This is a genomic window from Prevotella sp. S7-1-8, assembly GCF_000758925.1.
Classification (GTDB): domain Bacteria; phylum Bacteroidota; class Bacteroidia; order Bacteroidales; family Bacteroidaceae; genus Prevotella.
Genome location: NZ_JRNC01000034.1, coordinates 32,701 through 48,562 on the forward strand (window position 1 = coordinate 32,701; position 15,862 = coordinate 48,562).

Below are 15,862 nucleotides of genomic sequence, written 5' to 3' on the forward strand. Positions count from 1 at the left end.
ACCTTGAAATTTTAAGCAATATGAAGATATTAGTTATCAACCCCGGCTCCACGTCCACCAAAATAGCCACATTTGATGACAACACCCCAACTTTCTCAACCAACATTCACCACTCGAACAGTGAATTGGCGGCGTTCGGCGACGTTCACGAGCAATACGATTTTCGCAAAGAACTCGTGCTAAACGAACTAAGCGCACATAACATTCCACTGAACTTTGACGCTGTGATAGGCCGTGGCGGCATTGCCAAGCCCGTACCGGGAGGCGCATACGAAATCAACGACTTGATGATACACGACAACCTGAACGCCAAATATCACCACGCTTGCAACTTGGGATGCAAGATAGCCTCAGACATTGCGAAACTCATACCAGGCAGCAGGGCTCTCATGGCAGAGCCGGGCGTGGTGGACGAGATGGCGCCAGTGGCACGCGTATCCGGTCGCCCTGAAATGCCAAGGTCGTGCGTATGGCACGCTCTCAACCAGCGTGCCGTGGCCAAACATTTCGCGCGAGAGCACGGCATGCGGTACGAAGACTTAAACCTCATAGTGTGCCATATTGGTGGCGGCGTGTCCGTAGCCGCCCATGACCACGGCAAAGCGGTCGACGTGAACAACGCCATCAGTGGCGAAGGACCTTTCAGCACAGAGCGGTCGGGATCTTTGCCCAGCTCGGACATGGTGCACCTGAGCTTCAGTGGAAAATATACCAAAGAGCAATTGCTGCGCATGATAACGGGCAAAGGCGGCATAACCGCCCATCTTGGCACAAACGACATGCGCGAGGTGATGAAGCGTGTGCACGCGGGCGACCAGCAAGCCAAACTTGTGGTGGAGGGCATGGTATACAATATAGCCAAATGGATATGCTCGCTCGGAGCCTACTTCTGTGGCAATGTTGACGCCATTCTCGTGACAGGCGGCGTGGCTCATTGCGCCGAGATCGTGTCAATGCTGCGACAGCGTGTGGAGTTTATGGCGCCGTTCCACTGTTTTCCGGGCGAGAGCGAGATGATAGCGCTCGCCGAGGACGCGCTCGCCGTGCTACATGGAGAAATGAACGCACAAGAATATAAATAAGAAATGCTTGGCTTTATACAATAAAATAAGTAACTTTGCCCTTGGCGAAGATACCACTCAAGCCACGTTGCCAATGAAAGAAATAAAGAAAATAGTCCTCACTGGTGGCCCATGCGCTGGAAAAACCACCGCCTTGGTAAAAATAATTGAGCACTTTTCGAGCCTTGGCTTCAAAGTATTCACCATCCCCGAGGTACCCACGCTGTTCTCACAAGCGGGCATGGACTATCTCACCGACAACCAACGGTTTTTCTATGAAGGAGAAAAAGCCACGCTCGAGGCCCAGCTTCTGCTTGAAGACAAATTTATGAAAATGGCAGAACAAGTGGAAGAGCCTGCCGTGGTGGTGTGCGACCGCGGCACCATGGATATCTCGGCATACCTCAAACCTGACGTATGGGAGGATATAATCGCGAGCATAGGCACCTCAGCGCAGCAACTTATAGACCGATACGACGCGGTGCTCCACTTGGTGTCGGCCGCTGACGGAGCGGAAAAATTCTATACCACCACGACCAACTCGCAGCGTGCAGAGCAAAAAAACGAAGAGGGATTGCGCATGGCTCGCGAGTTGGACAAGAAAGTTATTAACGCTTGGAGCGGGCATCCACACCTGAGGGTAATCAACAACCACGATGACTTTGACACAAAATTGAACCGCGTGCTCAAAGAAATCTCAAGTGTTTTAGGATTGGCGCAGCCCATCACCGAGGAACGAAAATACATAGTGGAAGTGACCGGCGAAATACCCAACACCATTGATAGCGACATTCTGCAAACCTATTTGGTATCAGACCCTGATAGCGAAGTAAGACTGCGCAGGCGTTTTTGGCCCAACGGCAAACGCGTTAACGTACATACCATGAAAAAGACTATCAATAACATGGAGCAAGTGGAGACTGAACGACAAGTGAGCAACGCACTGTACCAATCATTGCTGTCGCAAGCAGACCCCTACCGGCGCGCCATACACAAAAAACGCCGTAGCTTCATCTGGAAAGGGCAATACTTTGAGCTTGACACTTATTTGGAACAACTTGAGGGCATGACCATCTTGGAGACCAAAGGCATAACAAACGCCGAGGACGTGAATTTTCCACCTTTTATAAAACCTGTGAGAGATATCACGGGCAACCGGGATTTCTACAATTACAACTTGGCACTGAGAAAAGCATAACATGTACATCGCTATAGCAGGAAACATAGGAAGCGGCAAAACCACGCTCACCAAGATGCTCGCAAAACACTACGGATGGGAACCACGCATGGAGAGCGTACTGCAAAACCCATATTTGCAAGATTATTACGAAAACATGTCCCGATGGTCGCTCAACCTTGAGGTATTCTTCCTTAAGGAAAGGTTTCGTGATTTGTTGAAAATCGAAAAATCCACCAACACCATCGTACAAGACCGTTCCATATTCGAGGGCGTGCATATCTTCGCCGCAAACAACCACGAAATGGGCAACATGAGCGATCGAGACTACGAAACCTACATGGGACTGTTCGACTCCATGATGATGGTAGCGCGCCAACCCGACCTCATGGTCTACCTAAGGTCTACGGTTCCACACCTTGTGGAAAATATACACCGTCGAGGAAGAGACTACGAGCAAAACATACAATTGGACTACTTGAAGAACCTCAACAACCGATACGAGGACTTCATCATGAACAAATACACTGGACGCACGCTCGTCATTGACGTGGACAACCTCAACTTCTTGTACTCACGAGAAGATTTCGCAAGCATCATCAAACGCATAGACGAAGAGTTAGCCGCTCTACAAAACATCAGCAACACGCTGTTTGGCGACACTCTCAGATAATAACAAAAAAATCAACACACACCCAACTCTCACTACATCATGCACATCGCAATAGCAGGAAATATAGGAAGCGGCAAGACCACGCTCACCAAACTTTTGGCCAAACGATATGGCTGGCTACCCAAATTTGAGCCAGTGGACAACAATCCTTATCTCGACGACTTCTACAAAGACATGAACCGATGGTCTTTCAACTTGCAAGTTTACTTTCTCAACAAACGCTTCAAGGAGATCGTAGAGATTGCCCAAAGCAACGACACCATCGTACAAGACCGCACCATCTTCGAGGATGCGCGCATTTTCGCGCCCAACTTGCACGATCAGGGATTTATGACAGATCGGGATTTTAAGAACTACTCTGATCTTTTCGACCTCATGATATCACTTGTAAAACTGCCACAACTCATGATTTACATACGCTCTTCCATACCTACGTTGGTAAACCATATAGAAAAGCGCGGACGATCGTTTGAGCAAAGCATTCGCATAGACTATCTCACAGGTTTGCAAAAACGCTATGAGAACTGGATCAACAGCTACAAAGGAGACCTCATCATCATCGATGGCGACAATATCAATTTTGAGGACAACGCGGAAGACTTCCGCAAAGTGACAGACATGATAGACGCCAACCTTTACGGTCTCTTCCCCATGGATGGGAAGTAGGACAAGCAACGGCGCATTAGCAAAGATATATCGCTGTCAATGTTTACAAAAATCCACTTTATCATAAGGCGCGACATTGCTAACAAAAGCTCATCATGAAAATTCCATAAAACCAAAAACCATGACAGAATCAAGCGAAATCAAGACCTATGGTGTCAACATATTAGTTACTGACAAGATGAATGCACAGGATGTCTTGCTCGTTGGTATCAAGTCAGCCTATCGCAACAAACCGCAATATCTCCGTAGTTTGAAGCGAGAATACGCCCGTTGTCACAAAATAGAACATCCCAATATCATCAAATGTATTGGCGAAAGAGACTTTGAGAACTATGGACATTGCATTGTCTTGGAGTGGGAGCCAGCGCGCACGCTTGCCGATTACATGCGTGAAAATCATGACATGGAGGAAAAGAAAAACATTATTCACCAATTGGCAGACGCGCTTGGCTGTATTCATGCCAACTCATTGGTGCATGGCGCGATAAACCCATCATGCGTGTTCATCACCGACAAAGGCGACCAAGTGAAATTACTCAATATACGCCTACACTTCGCCGATATGCTCAGCGAGCCAGCCGAACTAACAAAATACCGCGCTCCTGAAGCCAAAGACGGAACCGTTGTTCTTGACGCTCGAACAGATATTTTCTCTCTTGGAACCATATTAAAAGAACTAAATATCAACGACGAATATAGTGACGTGATTGAAGGCAGCACCAATTTCGCACGAAACGACCGATTTCCAGACATAGAAACCTTTCTCGAAGCATTTGAGCATCGGCGTGTCACACTTCGAAAAAAAAGCCGACAAAATAGCGGCTCGCGCCACAACAAGCGCATAGCCGCGGCCATCGCGGCCATCGCGGCCATCGTTGGCATCGCGGTCATATTTATTTTCAATCGTAACCAGCCCTCAACAGAAGCACAACTGCCAACCAAAGAAGTGGCAGACACCATCAAAACAAATTCAACACGGACGACACCCCCTGTCCAAGCGCCCACAATCAACCAATTGGATAAATATTCGGGCGATCTTGAATTTCTCAACGATTTAGTTCCACAGATGCACGTTGACCTTGACAAGATATACGCCTCTGCCAGTGACAACGCAGCCATCCACGCAAAAGTGTCTCGCTACTACAAAGGCTTACGAAAGGCTTTAGGCAACAAGACCAACGAACAATTTGCCGCATACGACAAAGAGTTCGCAGATTATGTCAACAAGAAAAACGCAGGTTTGTAACCACGGCAAAAGCTTTTTTCCTGTGACACAAGATAAAGAAACACTACTGCATAAGCCCTTGAAATTGCAACAACAGGGAAACCGCAGTCTCACCATACACATAAACTATCAAGAAAAGGCCTTTGGGCAACTTTCACTAAACTATATTCGCGCAGACACAGGCTTTAAACGCGAATGGGAACACAAGTTCTTCGCCTCACCTTGCCGTGTGACATCCGAGATGGTGGCAACGCACGAAGCGCCAAATGCTTTAATGACCATTAAAGGGCGTGACGCTTTTCAAAAGCGCGAAACGCTCCGAGATCACCCTGAACACTTTGGAAATCCAGAGTTTTGGGAACAATATAATATTATCGCACCCACCGAGAGCTTAGAGAAAGGCATCGAACGCTTTAACAAAAAAATAGCGAGCGCTGCCCCGCTTATTCTCGCACGCACAAATTTTAACCCTTACTCACAATCTCACCTTGACCTTATGGCTAGCATTTAGCCATAAGGTCAAAACATTTTCAACCACTATTTATTTCGCAATTCATACCTATATTCTTGCCATGAGCGTTTTTTTATTCAAAATTGAACTGTATTAAATACAACGTTCAGATTATTCTTCGTATATTTGTACGATGTACGTGAGCAGTATTTTTAACATGGAAGACAAATATATCGAGATAAAAGGAGCGAGGGTAAACAACCTGAAAAACATTAGTCTGCGCATTCCACGCGACAAATTCATAGCCATCACAGGCCTGTCAGGGTCTGGCAAGTCTTCGCTTGCCTTTGACACTCTCTACGCCGAGGGCCAACGCCGCTATGTCGAGAGCCTCTCAAGCTACGCGCGCCAATTCCTTGGACGCATGAGCAAACCAGAGTGCGACTACATCAAAGGCCTTCCCCCCGCCATTGCCATAGAGCAGAAAGTAATCGCGCGCAACCCCCGATCCACCGTAGGAACCTCCACGGAGATTTACGAATACCTGCGTTTTCTGTACGCACGCATAGGTCGAACATTCTCTCCCATATCCGGACAAGAAGTGAAAAAACACTCCACAGATAGCGTGATACAACAGGTATTGCAATATTCAGATGGCACCAAGTACATGGTTTTGGCGCCTTTGCGCATCATGGAAGGCCGCACCATAAAAAAGCAATTGGAAATGAGCTTGCAGGGAGGGTACACGCGAATAATGATCGATGACGAGGTAATGCTTATCGAAGACGCAATCACAAACAGTCAATTCGCCAAGAATAACAAAAACGACAGCTCCTTGTTCCTTGTAGTTGACCGTTTGAGCGTGTCACGAGAACATGACGCCTTGACCCGTCTCGCCGACTCAATCGAGACAGCCATGTATGAGGGTCATGGCGCCTGCAGGCTGGTGTTCCCTCCCTCCAACATTCATTACGATTTCTCCTCGCGCTTTGAGGCCGACGGCATCAAATTTGAAGAGCCCAGTGACAATATGTTCTCTTTCAACTCTCCCCTTGGGGCTTGCCCCACCTGCGAAGGCTTTGGCAGTGTCATTGGCATAGACGAGAAACTCGTCATTCCAAACTCAACGCTCTCCGTCTATGACGGATGCGTGCAGTGTTGGCATGGCGATAAAATGGGCAAATGGCAAGAGGAATTCTGCCGACGCGCCCAAAAGGACGAGTTTCCCATTTTCAAACCATACATGGACCTATCCACCAAGGAGAGAGACATGCTGTGGCATGGTCTGCCCAGCGACTTGAAAAAGAATGGCGAACGGCGAGCGGACAGCGTGTGCATAGACTCTTTTTTCCAAATGGTAAAAGAAAACCAATACAAGATACAGTATCGTGTGATGATGAGTCGCTACCGTGGCAAAACCATCTGCCCAGACTGCAAGGGAACCCGCCTGAAAAAAGAGGCACAATGGGTAAAGATAGGTGGGCGCGCCATCACGGATCTTACCCAAATGCCAGTGTCCGACCTTGCCAAATGGTTCGAGCGGCTTGAGCTTAACGAGCACGAGCGAGCGGTGAGCGAGCGGCTGACGACCGAGATCAGGTCACGACTCAAATTTTTGTGCGAGGTAGGCTTGGGCTACCTCACCCTCGGCCGATTGAGCAATTCCCTGTCAGGCGGAGAAAGCCAGCGCATCAACCTTACCACTTCGCTTGGGTCATCGCTCGTGGGCAGCCTATACATTCTCGACGAGCCGAGCATAGGCCTACACAGTGCCGACACCCACCGTCTCATCCAAGTGCTGCGCGAGCTTCAGGCCATTGGCAACACCGTCATCGTGGTGGAACACGACGAGGAGATCATGCGAGCGGCCGACTGGCTCATCGACATAGGCCCGGACGCAGGCAGCCACGGCGGAGAGATAGTATACGAGGGAAAAGTGCCCGACAACACCGCGAGCGCCAACACCCCAGCCAGCCGCGACCTCTTGAAGAAATACCCACGCAGCCATACCGTGCGCTACCTCACAGGGGCCGAGCGTATACCCGTTCCCCAAAGCCGCCGTGCGTGGAACCTATCCATCAAGCTCAACGGCTGTCGCATGAACAACCTGCGAGGCATAGACGCACGAATACCCCTCAATGTCATGACGGTTATCACGGGCATGTCCGGCTCGGGCAAATCCACACTCGTCAAGGGCATACTCTACCCGGCCATCAAGCGTCGGCTCAACGAGGTGTGCGACGCCCCGGGCGAGTTCCTCTCGCTCGATGGAGACTGGAGCCACATACGCCATATAGAGTACGTAGACCAAAATCCCATTGGCAAAAGCACACGTTCCAACCCCGCCACTTATATCAAAGCGTACGATGCCATACGCCAACTCTTCGCCGAGCAACCCCTGGCCAAGCAGCTCAACCTCACAGCGCAGCATTTCTCATTCAACACCGACGGAGGTCGCTGCGAAGAGTGCAAGGGGGCAGGCGTCATCACGGTGGAAATGCAATTCATGGCAGACCTCGTGCTCCAATGCGAGGAATGCCATGGCCAACGATTCAAACAAGAGGTGCTCGACGTGCGTTTCGAGGACAAGAATATAAACGACGTGCTCAACATGACAGTAGCCGAGGCAATAGACTTTTTCGGCTCGCATGGGCAGAATAGCATAGTCAACCGCCTCAAGCCACTGCAAGACGTGGGATTGGGCTACATCAAATTGGGGCAAAACTCGTCTACACTGTCGGGCGGTGAGAACCAACGCGTCAAATTAGCCTACTTCATTGGCCAGGAGAAACAAGAGCCCACCATGTTCATCTTCGATGAGCCTACCACCGGACTGCACTACCATGACATCACGCGCCTGCTCCAAGCCTTCGACGCCCTCATAGACAGGGGGCACAGTATCGTCATCATTGAACACAACCTCGAGGTTGTCAAGTCGGCCGACTGGGTCATAGACCTTGGACCGGGTGGTGGCAACGCGGGTGGCAACATCGTGTGCGCTGGCACCCCTGAAGATATAGCCGCTTGCGAAAGCAGCCTCACGGGGCGTTTTCTCAAAGACAAACTGGCATGATTTCCATACTCATTCCCACCCACAACGACGACTGCCTGAATTTGGCCACAAGTATCGCCCAGCAGGCCTCAGCCATAAAAGGGCTGAGCTGGGAGCTGATAGTGGCAGACGACGCGTCGACGGACGGCACGGTCGTCGAGCGCAACTCACGCGTCGCCAAGTTACCTAATTGCCATGTATTCCGCCAAGAAACTAACGTGGGGCGAGCCGTCATTCGCAACCTTTTGGCCGAACACGCCAACGGCGAATGGCTGCTTTATATTGACGGCGACGGACAAATCATCCTTGACGACTATCTGTTGAGATTTATAAAAGCCTCTCGTCATGCCACCGTATGCTACGGAGGATACCGCATGATGCCAGGGCCCGAGGGCAATTTGCGATGGCGTTACGAGCGCGCGGCGGCTCCGTCGCTGACGGCCACGCGCCGACAAGCGCACCCGTACAGGTGCTTCAACATTTCCAACCTGCTCATCAGCAGGAAACTGATACTGGCACACCCCTTGGACAACAGGTTCGTGAACTATGGCTACGAGGATGTCATGCTCGGGCGCGACTTGCGCAAGGCTGGCGTGGACGTACTACATATAGATGCGCCCATCGGTTTTTACAACTATGAAGACAACGTGCATTTTGTGGCCAAGACAGAGGAGGGAGTGCGCACACTGTACCATTTTCGCCATGAATTGACAGAGTATTCGCACCTGCTCCAAGTCGTTGGCAAACTCAACAAGGCTTTCGTGACGTTATATTTACTTGTGTTTCGATTGCTAAAAAGCAAATGGAGAAAAAACCTTATAGGTCCGTCGCCATCCTTATGGTTGTTCAAATGCTATAAATTGGGCTATTATCTCAGTCTTTCTCAGCGCGCAGGGGAGCCGACAGCCAAACCTTCCACACGCCGCGAACCAACCTTGCCGAGATGAGGTACCGAGCCTTCTCCACCCACCTGCCAGTTTTTCCTATCGTGTCCATCTCGAGAAAATCGCGCGCCTCCACATCCGCGACGGCCACGCTGTCTCCCTTGTAAAAGCGCATGGAGTTTATCCTTACAGACGCACCCTCGGGCAAAGCTCTCAGCGTGTCCACGTCGCGCTGGGTCACTTGCGACGCCATATAAGCCAACCAGCGTTCGGAGCCAGGCGCGCAAAAACGCACGGCCTTGTGATATTGCCAATTGAAATAGGCGGTGGAAAAATCGCTCACCGTATCCCTCAATTGTTTTTCTTGATAATGCTCGCACGACGACAGAGCGGCCATGCCTACCAAAAGCGTCAAGACCGTCACCGTCAAAACATGGCATTTTGTTTTCATCGTTTTGTAATTTTTCTTCATTAGGCCACACGCCCTGACGCTCGACGAGCGTCAGCCACGTATCCTCCCATCACTCGAGAGCTATAGATAACTCTCTGCAAAAATAAGGATATTTTCGTGAATGGGACACGCTTTATTCCCTTTTTCACACAATAATGGCTACCTTTGCAACAAAATTTGGACAGCAATGCTTCACTATATATCATTCGGCAGCGGCAGCAGCGGCAATTGCAGCTGTCTGTACACCGAGCGCACAAGGCTTCTCATAGACGCGGGACTGGGGACACGCACTTTGAAAAAATGGTTTTGCAACTATAACATCCACCCTTCTGCCATCGACGGCATACTCGTAACGCACGACCACACTGACCACGCCAAGTCGGCGGGAAGCCTGAGCCACGATTTCGACATACCCGTATACACCACCGCACAGGTGCACGCCGGCATGGAGAGAAACTGGTGCCTGCGTCGGAAAATAGCATCCGAGCAAGCCCATAACATAGAAAAAGGTGTACCATTCCACATAGGAGACCTCACCGTCACGGCTTTTGGCGTACCCCACGACAGCGCCGACAATGTGGGCTACTGCGTGGAGCACGAAGACGTAACATTCGTGCTGATGACCGACATAGGCCATGTCACGGAAGATATAAAGCACTATATTTCAAAAGCCAACTACTTGGTGATCGAGGCCGATTACGAAACGGAGATGCTTGACCATGGCCATTATCCCGAGCATCTGAAACGACGCATACGCGGCCCATACGGGCACATGAGCAACGACGAGTGCGCGAAAGCCATCATAGACAACGCCACGCCTTGCCTCAGGCATGTGTGGCTATGCCATCTGAGCAACGAAAACAACCATCCCGACCTTGCGGAGACCACCGTGAGGCAAACACTCCGCGCGCACGGCATCGTTGCCGGAGACGACCCGGCTGCCGATTTCAAATTGGACGTGCTGCGCCGCAAGACACCATCCCCCATTTTCAACTTGCAGCCCTAAACTTGCTCTTTCCTCAGTACGCTGGCCGGCGAGGACAAGAAAAGCCACGCATCTGTTGATTACGAACTACTGACAGAACGAGTCGTGAGCTTAGCCAACTTCTTTCTATCAGGTAATGAAAACAGAAACGTCGAAGTGTTTTTTCAACCTTGTTGCCAAAAGTTTCCGACAAACAAACATTTCATGGTCTCCAAACACGACACCCATCCATCAGAACGGCATGCCGACAGCGAAATGAAAACAGAAATCGCGACTGAACTTGGGATATAGCAACGGCCAATGCTCCCTGTGGGTGTCGTAGGCTGGGTTGACGGCTTTCATGCCCATGTCGAAACGGAGGATGAAGAAATTGAAGTTGAGGCGCAGGCCAAGACCATACCCCACAGCTACCTGCTTGTAAAACTCGTCTATCTTGAACTGTCCGCCCACCTGCTCAGCATAGTCGCGCAGTGTCCAAACGTTGCCCGCGTCGACAAAAAACGCGCCATTCAACTTCCAAAAGAGATACGTGCGATACTCGGCACTCAAGTATAGTTTCATGTCGCCAGTCTGGTTGATAAAGTCTATGCGTCCGTCTGTGCCACGATATTTACCCGGTCCAAGCGATCTCACGCTCCAAGCCCGCACGCCGTTGGCCCCACCGGCAAAGTAACGCTTCTCAAATGGCAGTATGGAGCTGTTGCCATAAGGCCACGCGAGGCCAAAATCGCCATGAAGCGCCAACTCGTTTCGGCTGTCAAACCGTATCAAGTGCGTGTAGTCAAAGTCGAATTTGAGATATTGCGCGTAAGCTATATTGAGAAAAGTGTATTGCCCACGGCGATTTTTGCCACTGCCCATGAGGCGCGACAAAACGCTCAGCGCGCCGCCCGCCGTCTCCACATTGGCCCTCAAGGCATCCACGCCATCGCTATACGAGAGGCCAAAACCAGCCCTCATGATAAACAGATCCTCATAGTTATAACGAAGTATGGCATTGCGGTTGGACGCGTTGTCAAGATAATCGCGCTTGAAAGTATCGCTTATCCAAGGCATATACACATAGTTGAGATCCGGAAAATCCACCCTGTAGGATATGTTTCGGTGAGGCATGGCCCATCTATAGCGCCAAGCTGACGAAAACACCCGGCGGTGAAACTCCGGCCGGTTCTGCAAGTCCCATGTCAACGACAGCTCGGAGGTGGCATTGCTTCGGCGGCGGGCAACGGTGGAAATGAACGGCGCGATGAACCGGGGAAACTGCAATTTAGTCTCGACGCCGTACTCCTCGTAGTTCTTGTCACGATAGCCCTCCAACCCCGTGATGGCCTCGAAAGCGCCGCGCAACTCCACGCTGAAAGTCTCGGCGCCACGAAAAATATTCCTGTTCTCATAGCTCAACGAGGCCGCGGCACCCAGGTTGCCGGCCGTATTGGTTCCCTCAGGCCGAAAAGACACAGACCGAGACTTACCCATGCCAATATTGATGTCAACATCAAGGAGCGACGTGTCTGGCACCTCTTGGAAACGAATATCGGTATACCTCACCGCTTTCATACGGCCAAAACGGTTATATGTTTTTTGCAAATCGGTGGCACAGAATAGCGCGCCTCGCTGAATGTACGTGTTGTTCTCAAGCACCCGCCGACGCAAGGGTAAGACACCGCCGTCGCTATTCTGGAAGTTTATGTTCCTGATGGTGTATCTCGGGTGGAGCGTCTCCACCGAGGACCCATCGGCCTTAAAGCCCATCAGGTGGAGCGTCAAGCCTATGTCGCGACTGTTTGCCGCGGAGTCTGCTTGGTATTGTATGAAATCTTTGTGAAAACGGTAATAGCCCGAATCTTTCAATATCTTGGTGATGCGTTCCCGTTCCTCGTCGAGCCTGTCCACCGTGAAGCGGTCGCCGACGCGAAGCATGCTACCTTTGCTGTTATTTGGCGTGGCGCGCGCATAATTTCGAAGGATGGCTTTGATACGCTCGTCCTTGATATCATAATCAACCCTGCTGATAAAATAAGGATCGCCAAGATGCAATATGTAGATGGCTTTAAGCTTCTTGCCGCTGACCTTTGTTCTCAAATCGACGCCAGCGTGCATGAATCCCATATTTCGCAAGGCCGTCCGCAAGTCGTCGACAGACCGCGCCGCTTGCTCCGCGTCATACAACACGGGAGCCTCCCCGGCGCGCCTAAGCGCTCGGTTTATCCATTTGGCGCTGTCATTGCCAGCCAACGCGTATGTGCCAAGCGGAATCTTGAAGAGCGAGAACCATTTAGAATTGGCGTGTTGCCGTATATATGGAGTCAGCGACGATACGTCAACACGCTTGTCATCGCTTTTGATCTCCACGCTTTCCAACAAATAGCTATTGTCAGGTATGAGCCTCGAGGAGCCGCACGCCGATAACAGGCATACCAAAACGGACAAGTATAAGATATATTTTGTCTTCAATGACACGACTTTTAAAGTCACAAAGGTAATAGTTTTTGTCCACAGATAGCATCTATTAACATAGATTTTTCCACGTCTTACAAAAGTATTAGGTATCTTTGCAATATGATAAGCAAGGCTGTCATCAAATACGTGCGCTCGTTAGAGCTGAAAAAAAACAGGCTGCGCGAGGGGCTCTTCGTGGCCGAGGGTCCCAAGGTGGTGGGCGACATCGGCATGGCGACCGCCCCCACAATGATCATCGCCACGGCCGAATGGTTAACCAAACATCCTGACGCACGCGAGAAATGGCCTCGTGCCGAACTGCTTGAGGCGAGCGAGACGGAGCTGAGCAAGGTGTCGCTCATGCGACACCCACAGCAAATCGTCGGCGTGTTTGGCATGTTTGACCAAGAAGACAGCGAGCCATGTGGCAGGCTTCCAAACTCAGAATTGTGCTTGGCGCTCGACGACATACAAGACCCCGGAAACCTCGGCACCATCATCCGGGTGGCTGATTGGTTTGGCATTGGGCATATTTTCTGCTCAAAGGACACGGCCGACATGTACAACCCTAAGGTGGTACAAGCCACCATGGGCAGCATAGCCCGCGTGAGACTGCGATACACAGACCTCAAGCAGCTCATTGGCGCCCTGCCACCAAGCACGCCGGTCTATGGCACCACTCTCGACGGCCATGACATTTACGACGAAGACTTGCAACCACGAGGGCTCATCGTCATGGGCAACGAGGGTAAAGGCATATCCCCCGAAATACGAAAAATGGTGAGCGGGCGTCTCCTCATACCAAATTATCCAATAGGCAGGCAAACGGCGGAAAGCCTCAACGTGGCCATTGCCACGGCCATTGTTTGCGCCGAGTTCAGAAGAAGAAAAACATTATAAGATATGGAAACAGAGCTATATAAAACGCGTGGCTTGGCCAAATGTGTCAAAGCCGCGTACGAACTTTTCTGTGGCAACCTGAAAACCATCATTCGCCTCACGTGGATGCCGGCCCTGCTGCTGGGCGTCTGCGCAGCGGCAGGCCAACTGCTCGCGTCAAGCGAAGTGTTTGCGAACATGGTTGGAGGACATACCCCAAAATTATTGACAATCGCGCCTATCGGCATAATCTTGGCCATAGCCATCTTGACAGGCGTCACATGGCTGGGGGCGAGAATGGCAACGCTACTAAACGACGCGACATTCAAGACAAACCTTGCTCGCATGGCAAAACTCGTGGGCCTGATAACAGTAATAGCTATAGCCCTCGCCATAACGCTATTGGCCATTGGCTCCATGCCTCTCATTGCGCCCGACACCATCGTGACGCCACAAAAAGTCTGGTTAGCGATGGCACTACCTACGCTCGTGGCGATGGTGGCATGCGTCGTCTTGCTTCCCATCGCTTACACCATGATGAAGTATTGCATAGAGACGGAAACAAAATTAGGAGCTATTTTTGGCAAGCCTTATCGCCAAGGATGGCGATATTGGGCGTTTTTGTTCACACTATCGCTATTAGTGTCTATCATTATGGGCATCATCGCCGCGGTCATAAAAATGCCAATAGTCATCACGGTGATGGCAGACGCCATTAGCTTGCAAGGACAGGCGATGGGCGATGAGAGTGGGCTACCCACCTATTTCAGCGCGATAGTTGTCTTGGCCAACATCATTGGCGCGTTCGTGTGGTGCTACGTCGCGACATGGGGGCTATTGGTCTTTTACTACGCCTATGGCTCCATCGAGGCTAAATTAAAACTAAAAGATAGTTCCGAAAATTAACGACGCACACAAAAGCAAGCGAAGCTAAAATAGCATATCGCCGTCTTTTGCTCTCTTTTAGGCTCAAGGCTTGAGCTCGCTCAAGCGGCAGGCATGTCGCGCTTGCTCCCCAACATTACAAACCAACCGAAAATGCAAGCGTGGCATAAAGCGCGCCCACCAAGCGACGCAATGGCTTGTGTCAATAAAAAATCATAAAAACAGCCCCCTTTCAACAGTGCCTTTTAGAACCGTTTTTATTGTTCCGGCACTCCTCTCCCACCAATCATGGCGCGTGTTCCATGCACCGCGCAATGCCTTTGATGTTTATTCTCACGCCATACAGGCCTTTACCGCCACGCGTTTAAGTGCTCTTCGCCACGTGTTTAAGGCCCAACGGCATGGCCATTAAGCGTCAAACACAACACACGACGCCAACAATCAAGACAAAACCAAGACATGCAAACGCATACAATCCTGATTGACAACGAAATGGCGAAAACATGAATTTTGGCCGTTTTTATCAACAATGGGCTTCTATTTTTTAAATACGCTCTGTATTTTAAAGATTGAGTCATTTTTTTTCACAAAAGAAATTGTTACATACCCCAAAATCATGCCATCTTCAACATGGCACGCCACGACGCGCTTTTATTGCCATTTTACCGCGTATTGGCAGGGCGCGGCAAATGTACACGCCACCTCTTCAAACCAACAGACAGGCAGAGGACGCCAAGATGATGGTGGCGGCGGCTAACGCTGGATGCCTGTTTATAATGCCAGGCAAGCGATGAGTGGAAAAAACAATGGTTAAAATTTGGGACTTTCAAAATTAATCATTAATTTTGCACTTGCTTTAACACAAAGTCTTGGTGCCTTGTCCGAACGGTCAGGTAACGGTCTGCAAAACCGTTCAAGGCGGTTCGACTCCGCCAGGCACCTCCAACGGAAATCCAACTATTGGATTTCCGTTTTTTTATCAACGCCACCCTATAAAAAGAAAACGCAAGAACGCCATAAAAATGACATTCTTG

At 50.4% G+C, this 15,862-nt stretch carries 14 protein-coding genes and 1 tRNA gene; 13 read left to right on the plus strand and 2 right to left on the minus strand.

Features of this window, described 5'->3' with window-relative positions:
* Positions 1-20: 20 nt before the first annotated feature.
* From buk to HMPREF1640_RS05900, 8 genes are all read left to right on the plus strand, one after another.
* Entirely contained in the window at positions 21-1,082 is a 1,062-nt protein-coding gene (gene buk, locus HMPREF1640_RS05865; RefSeq protein WP_036893212.1) for a butyrate kinase, read from the plus strand.
* A gap of 73 nt (positions 1,083-1,155) precedes the next feature.
* On the plus strand, positions 1,156-2,259 hold the full coding sequence (locus HMPREF1640_RS05870; RefSeq protein WP_036893213.1) for an AAA family ATPase: 1,104 nt from the start codon (positions 1,156-1,158) through the stop codon (positions 2,257-2,259).
* Position 2,260: 1 nt separating this feature from the next.
* Complete coding sequence (locus HMPREF1640_RS05875; protein ID WP_036893214.1) at positions 2,261-2,911, plus strand: deoxynucleoside kinase; 651 nt, start codon at positions 2,261-2,263, stop codon at positions 2,909-2,911.
* A gap of 39 nt (positions 2,912-2,950) precedes the next feature.
* On the plus strand, positions 2,951-3,577 hold the full coding sequence (locus HMPREF1640_RS05880) for a deoxynucleoside kinase (RefSeq protein WP_036893219.1): 627 nt from the start codon (positions 2,951-2,953) through the stop codon (positions 3,575-3,577).
* Positions 3,578-3,698: 121 nt separating this feature from the next.
* Positions 3,699-4,823 carry a protein kinase gene (locus tag HMPREF1640_RS05885; protein WP_036893220.1) on the plus strand — a complete coding sequence of 375 codons (1,125 nt, stop codon included), beginning with the start codon at positions 3,699-3,701 and terminating at the stop codon, positions 4,821-4,823.
* Positions 4,795-5,313, plus strand: coding sequence for a hypothetical protein (locus tag HMPREF1640_RS05890; RefSeq protein ID WP_036893222.1), 519 nt, complete (start codon positions 4,795-4,797; stop codon positions 5,311-5,313). The genes HMPREF1640_RS05885 and HMPREF1640_RS05890 overlap by 29 nt, the downstream gene beginning before the upstream one ends.
* 157 nt (positions 5,314-5,470) lie before the next feature.
* A complete protein-coding gene (gene uvrA / locus HMPREF1640_RS05895) occupies positions 5,471-8,326 on the plus strand; it encodes an excinuclease ABC subunit UvrA (RefSeq protein WP_036893276.1) in 2,856 nt (951 codons plus the stop codon).
* On the plus strand, positions 8,323-9,252 hold the full coding sequence (locus HMPREF1640_RS05900; protein WP_052051727.1) for a glycosyltransferase family 2 protein: 930 nt from the start codon (positions 8,323-8,325) through the stop codon (positions 9,250-9,252). The genes uvrA and HMPREF1640_RS05900 overlap by 4 nt, the downstream gene beginning before the upstream one ends.
* Here the strand turns inward: HMPREF1640_RS05900 and HMPREF1640_RS05905 are convergent.
* On the minus strand, positions 9,179-9,640 hold the full coding sequence (locus HMPREF1640_RS05905) for a hypothetical protein (protein WP_156098726.1): 462 nt from the start codon (positions 9,638-9,640) through the stop codon (positions 9,179-9,181). The two genes, HMPREF1640_RS05900 and HMPREF1640_RS05905, sit on opposite strands and share 74 nt — an antisense overlap.
* Before the next feature lie 187 nt (positions 9,641-9,827).
* On the opposite strand from HMPREF1640_RS05905, the gene HMPREF1640_RS05910 reads away from it, so the two are divergent.
* Entirely contained in the window at positions 9,828-10,646 is an 819-nt protein-coding gene (locus HMPREF1640_RS05910; RefSeq protein ID WP_036893223.1) for an MBL fold metallo-hydrolase, read from the plus strand.
* Positions 10,647-10,856: 210 nt separating this feature from the next.
* On the opposite strand, the gene HMPREF1640_RS05915 is transcribed toward HMPREF1640_RS05910, so the two are convergent.
* A complete protein-coding gene (locus HMPREF1640_RS05915; RefSeq protein WP_036893225.1) occupies positions 10,857-13,079 on the minus strand; it encodes a BamA/TamA family outer membrane protein in 2,223 nt (740 codons plus the stop codon).
* A 105-nt stretch (positions 13,080-13,184) separates the two neighbouring features.
* Between HMPREF1640_RS05915 and HMPREF1640_RS05920 the strand changes: the two genes are divergently transcribed.
* From HMPREF1640_RS05920 to HMPREF1640_RS05940, 4 genes are all read left to right on the plus strand, one after another.
* Positions 13,185-13,964 (plus strand): RNA methyltransferase, encoded by a 780-nt coding sequence (locus HMPREF1640_RS05920; protein WP_052051729.1) that lies wholly within the window; start codon positions 13,185-13,187, stop codon positions 13,962-13,964.
* Between the two features lie 3 nt (positions 13,965-13,967).
* A complete protein-coding gene (locus tag HMPREF1640_RS05925; protein WP_036893227.1) occupies positions 13,968-14,849 on the plus strand; it encodes a hypothetical protein in 882 nt (293 codons plus the stop codon).
* Positions 14,850-15,357: 508 nt separating this feature from the next.
* On the plus strand, positions 15,358-15,585 hold the full coding sequence (locus HMPREF1640_RS05935) for a hypothetical protein (RefSeq protein ID WP_036893230.1): 228 nt from the start codon (positions 15,358-15,360) through the stop codon (positions 15,583-15,585).
* Between the two features lie 114 nt (positions 15,586-15,699).
* Positions 15,700-15,773: transfer RNA gene (locus tag HMPREF1640_RS05940), tRNA-Cys, on the plus strand.
* The last annotated feature ends 89 nt before the right edge of the window (positions 15,774-15,862 follow it).

Coding starts and splice junctions, on each gene's coding strand:
- buk (WP_036893212.1), top strand. CDS start 21: ATGAAGATATTAGTTATCAACCCCGGCTCCACGTCCACCAAAATAGCC.
- HMPREF1640_RS05870 (WP_036893213.1), top strand. CDS start 1,156: ATGAAAGAAATAAAGAAAATAGTCCTCACTGGTGGCCCATGCGCTGGA.
- HMPREF1640_RS05875 (WP_036893214.1), top strand. CDS start 2,261: ATGTACATCGCTATAGCAGGAAACATAGGAAGCGGCAAAACCACGCTC.
- HMPREF1640_RS05880 (WP_036893219.1), top strand. CDS start 2,951: ATGCACATCGCAATAGCAGGAAATATAGGAAGCGGCAAGACCACGCTC.
- HMPREF1640_RS05885 (WP_036893220.1), top strand. CDS start 3,699: ATGACAGAATCAAGCGAAATCAAGACCTATGGTGTCAACATATTAGTT.
- HMPREF1640_RS05890 (WP_036893222.1), top strand. CDS start 4,795: ATGTCAACAAGAAAAACGCAGGTTTGTAACCACGGCAAAAGCTTTTTT.
- uvrA (WP_036893276.1), top strand. CDS start 5,471: ATGGAAGACAAATATATCGAGATAAAAGGAGCGAGGGTAAACAACCTG.
- HMPREF1640_RS05900 (WP_052051727.1), top strand. CDS start 8,323: ATGATTTCCATACTCATTCCCACCCACAACGACGACTGCCTGAATTTG.
- HMPREF1640_RS05905 (WP_156098726.1), bottom strand. CDS start 9,640: ATGAAAACAAAATGCCATGTTTTGACGGTGACGGTCTTGACGCTTTTG.
- HMPREF1640_RS05910 (WP_036893223.1), top strand. CDS start 9,828: ATGCTTCACTATATATCATTCGGCAGCGGCAGCAGCGGCAATTGCAGC.
- HMPREF1640_RS05920 (WP_052051729.1), top strand. CDS start 13,185: ATGATAAGCAAGGCTGTCATCAAATACGTGCGCTCGTTAGAGCTGAAA.
- HMPREF1640_RS05925 (WP_036893227.1), top strand. CDS start 13,968: ATGGAAACAGAGCTATATAAAACGCGTGGCTTGGCCAAATGTGTCAAA.
- HMPREF1640_RS05935 (WP_036893230.1), top strand. CDS start 15,358: ATGGGCTTCTATTTTTTAAATACGCTCTGTATTTTAAAGATTGAGTCA.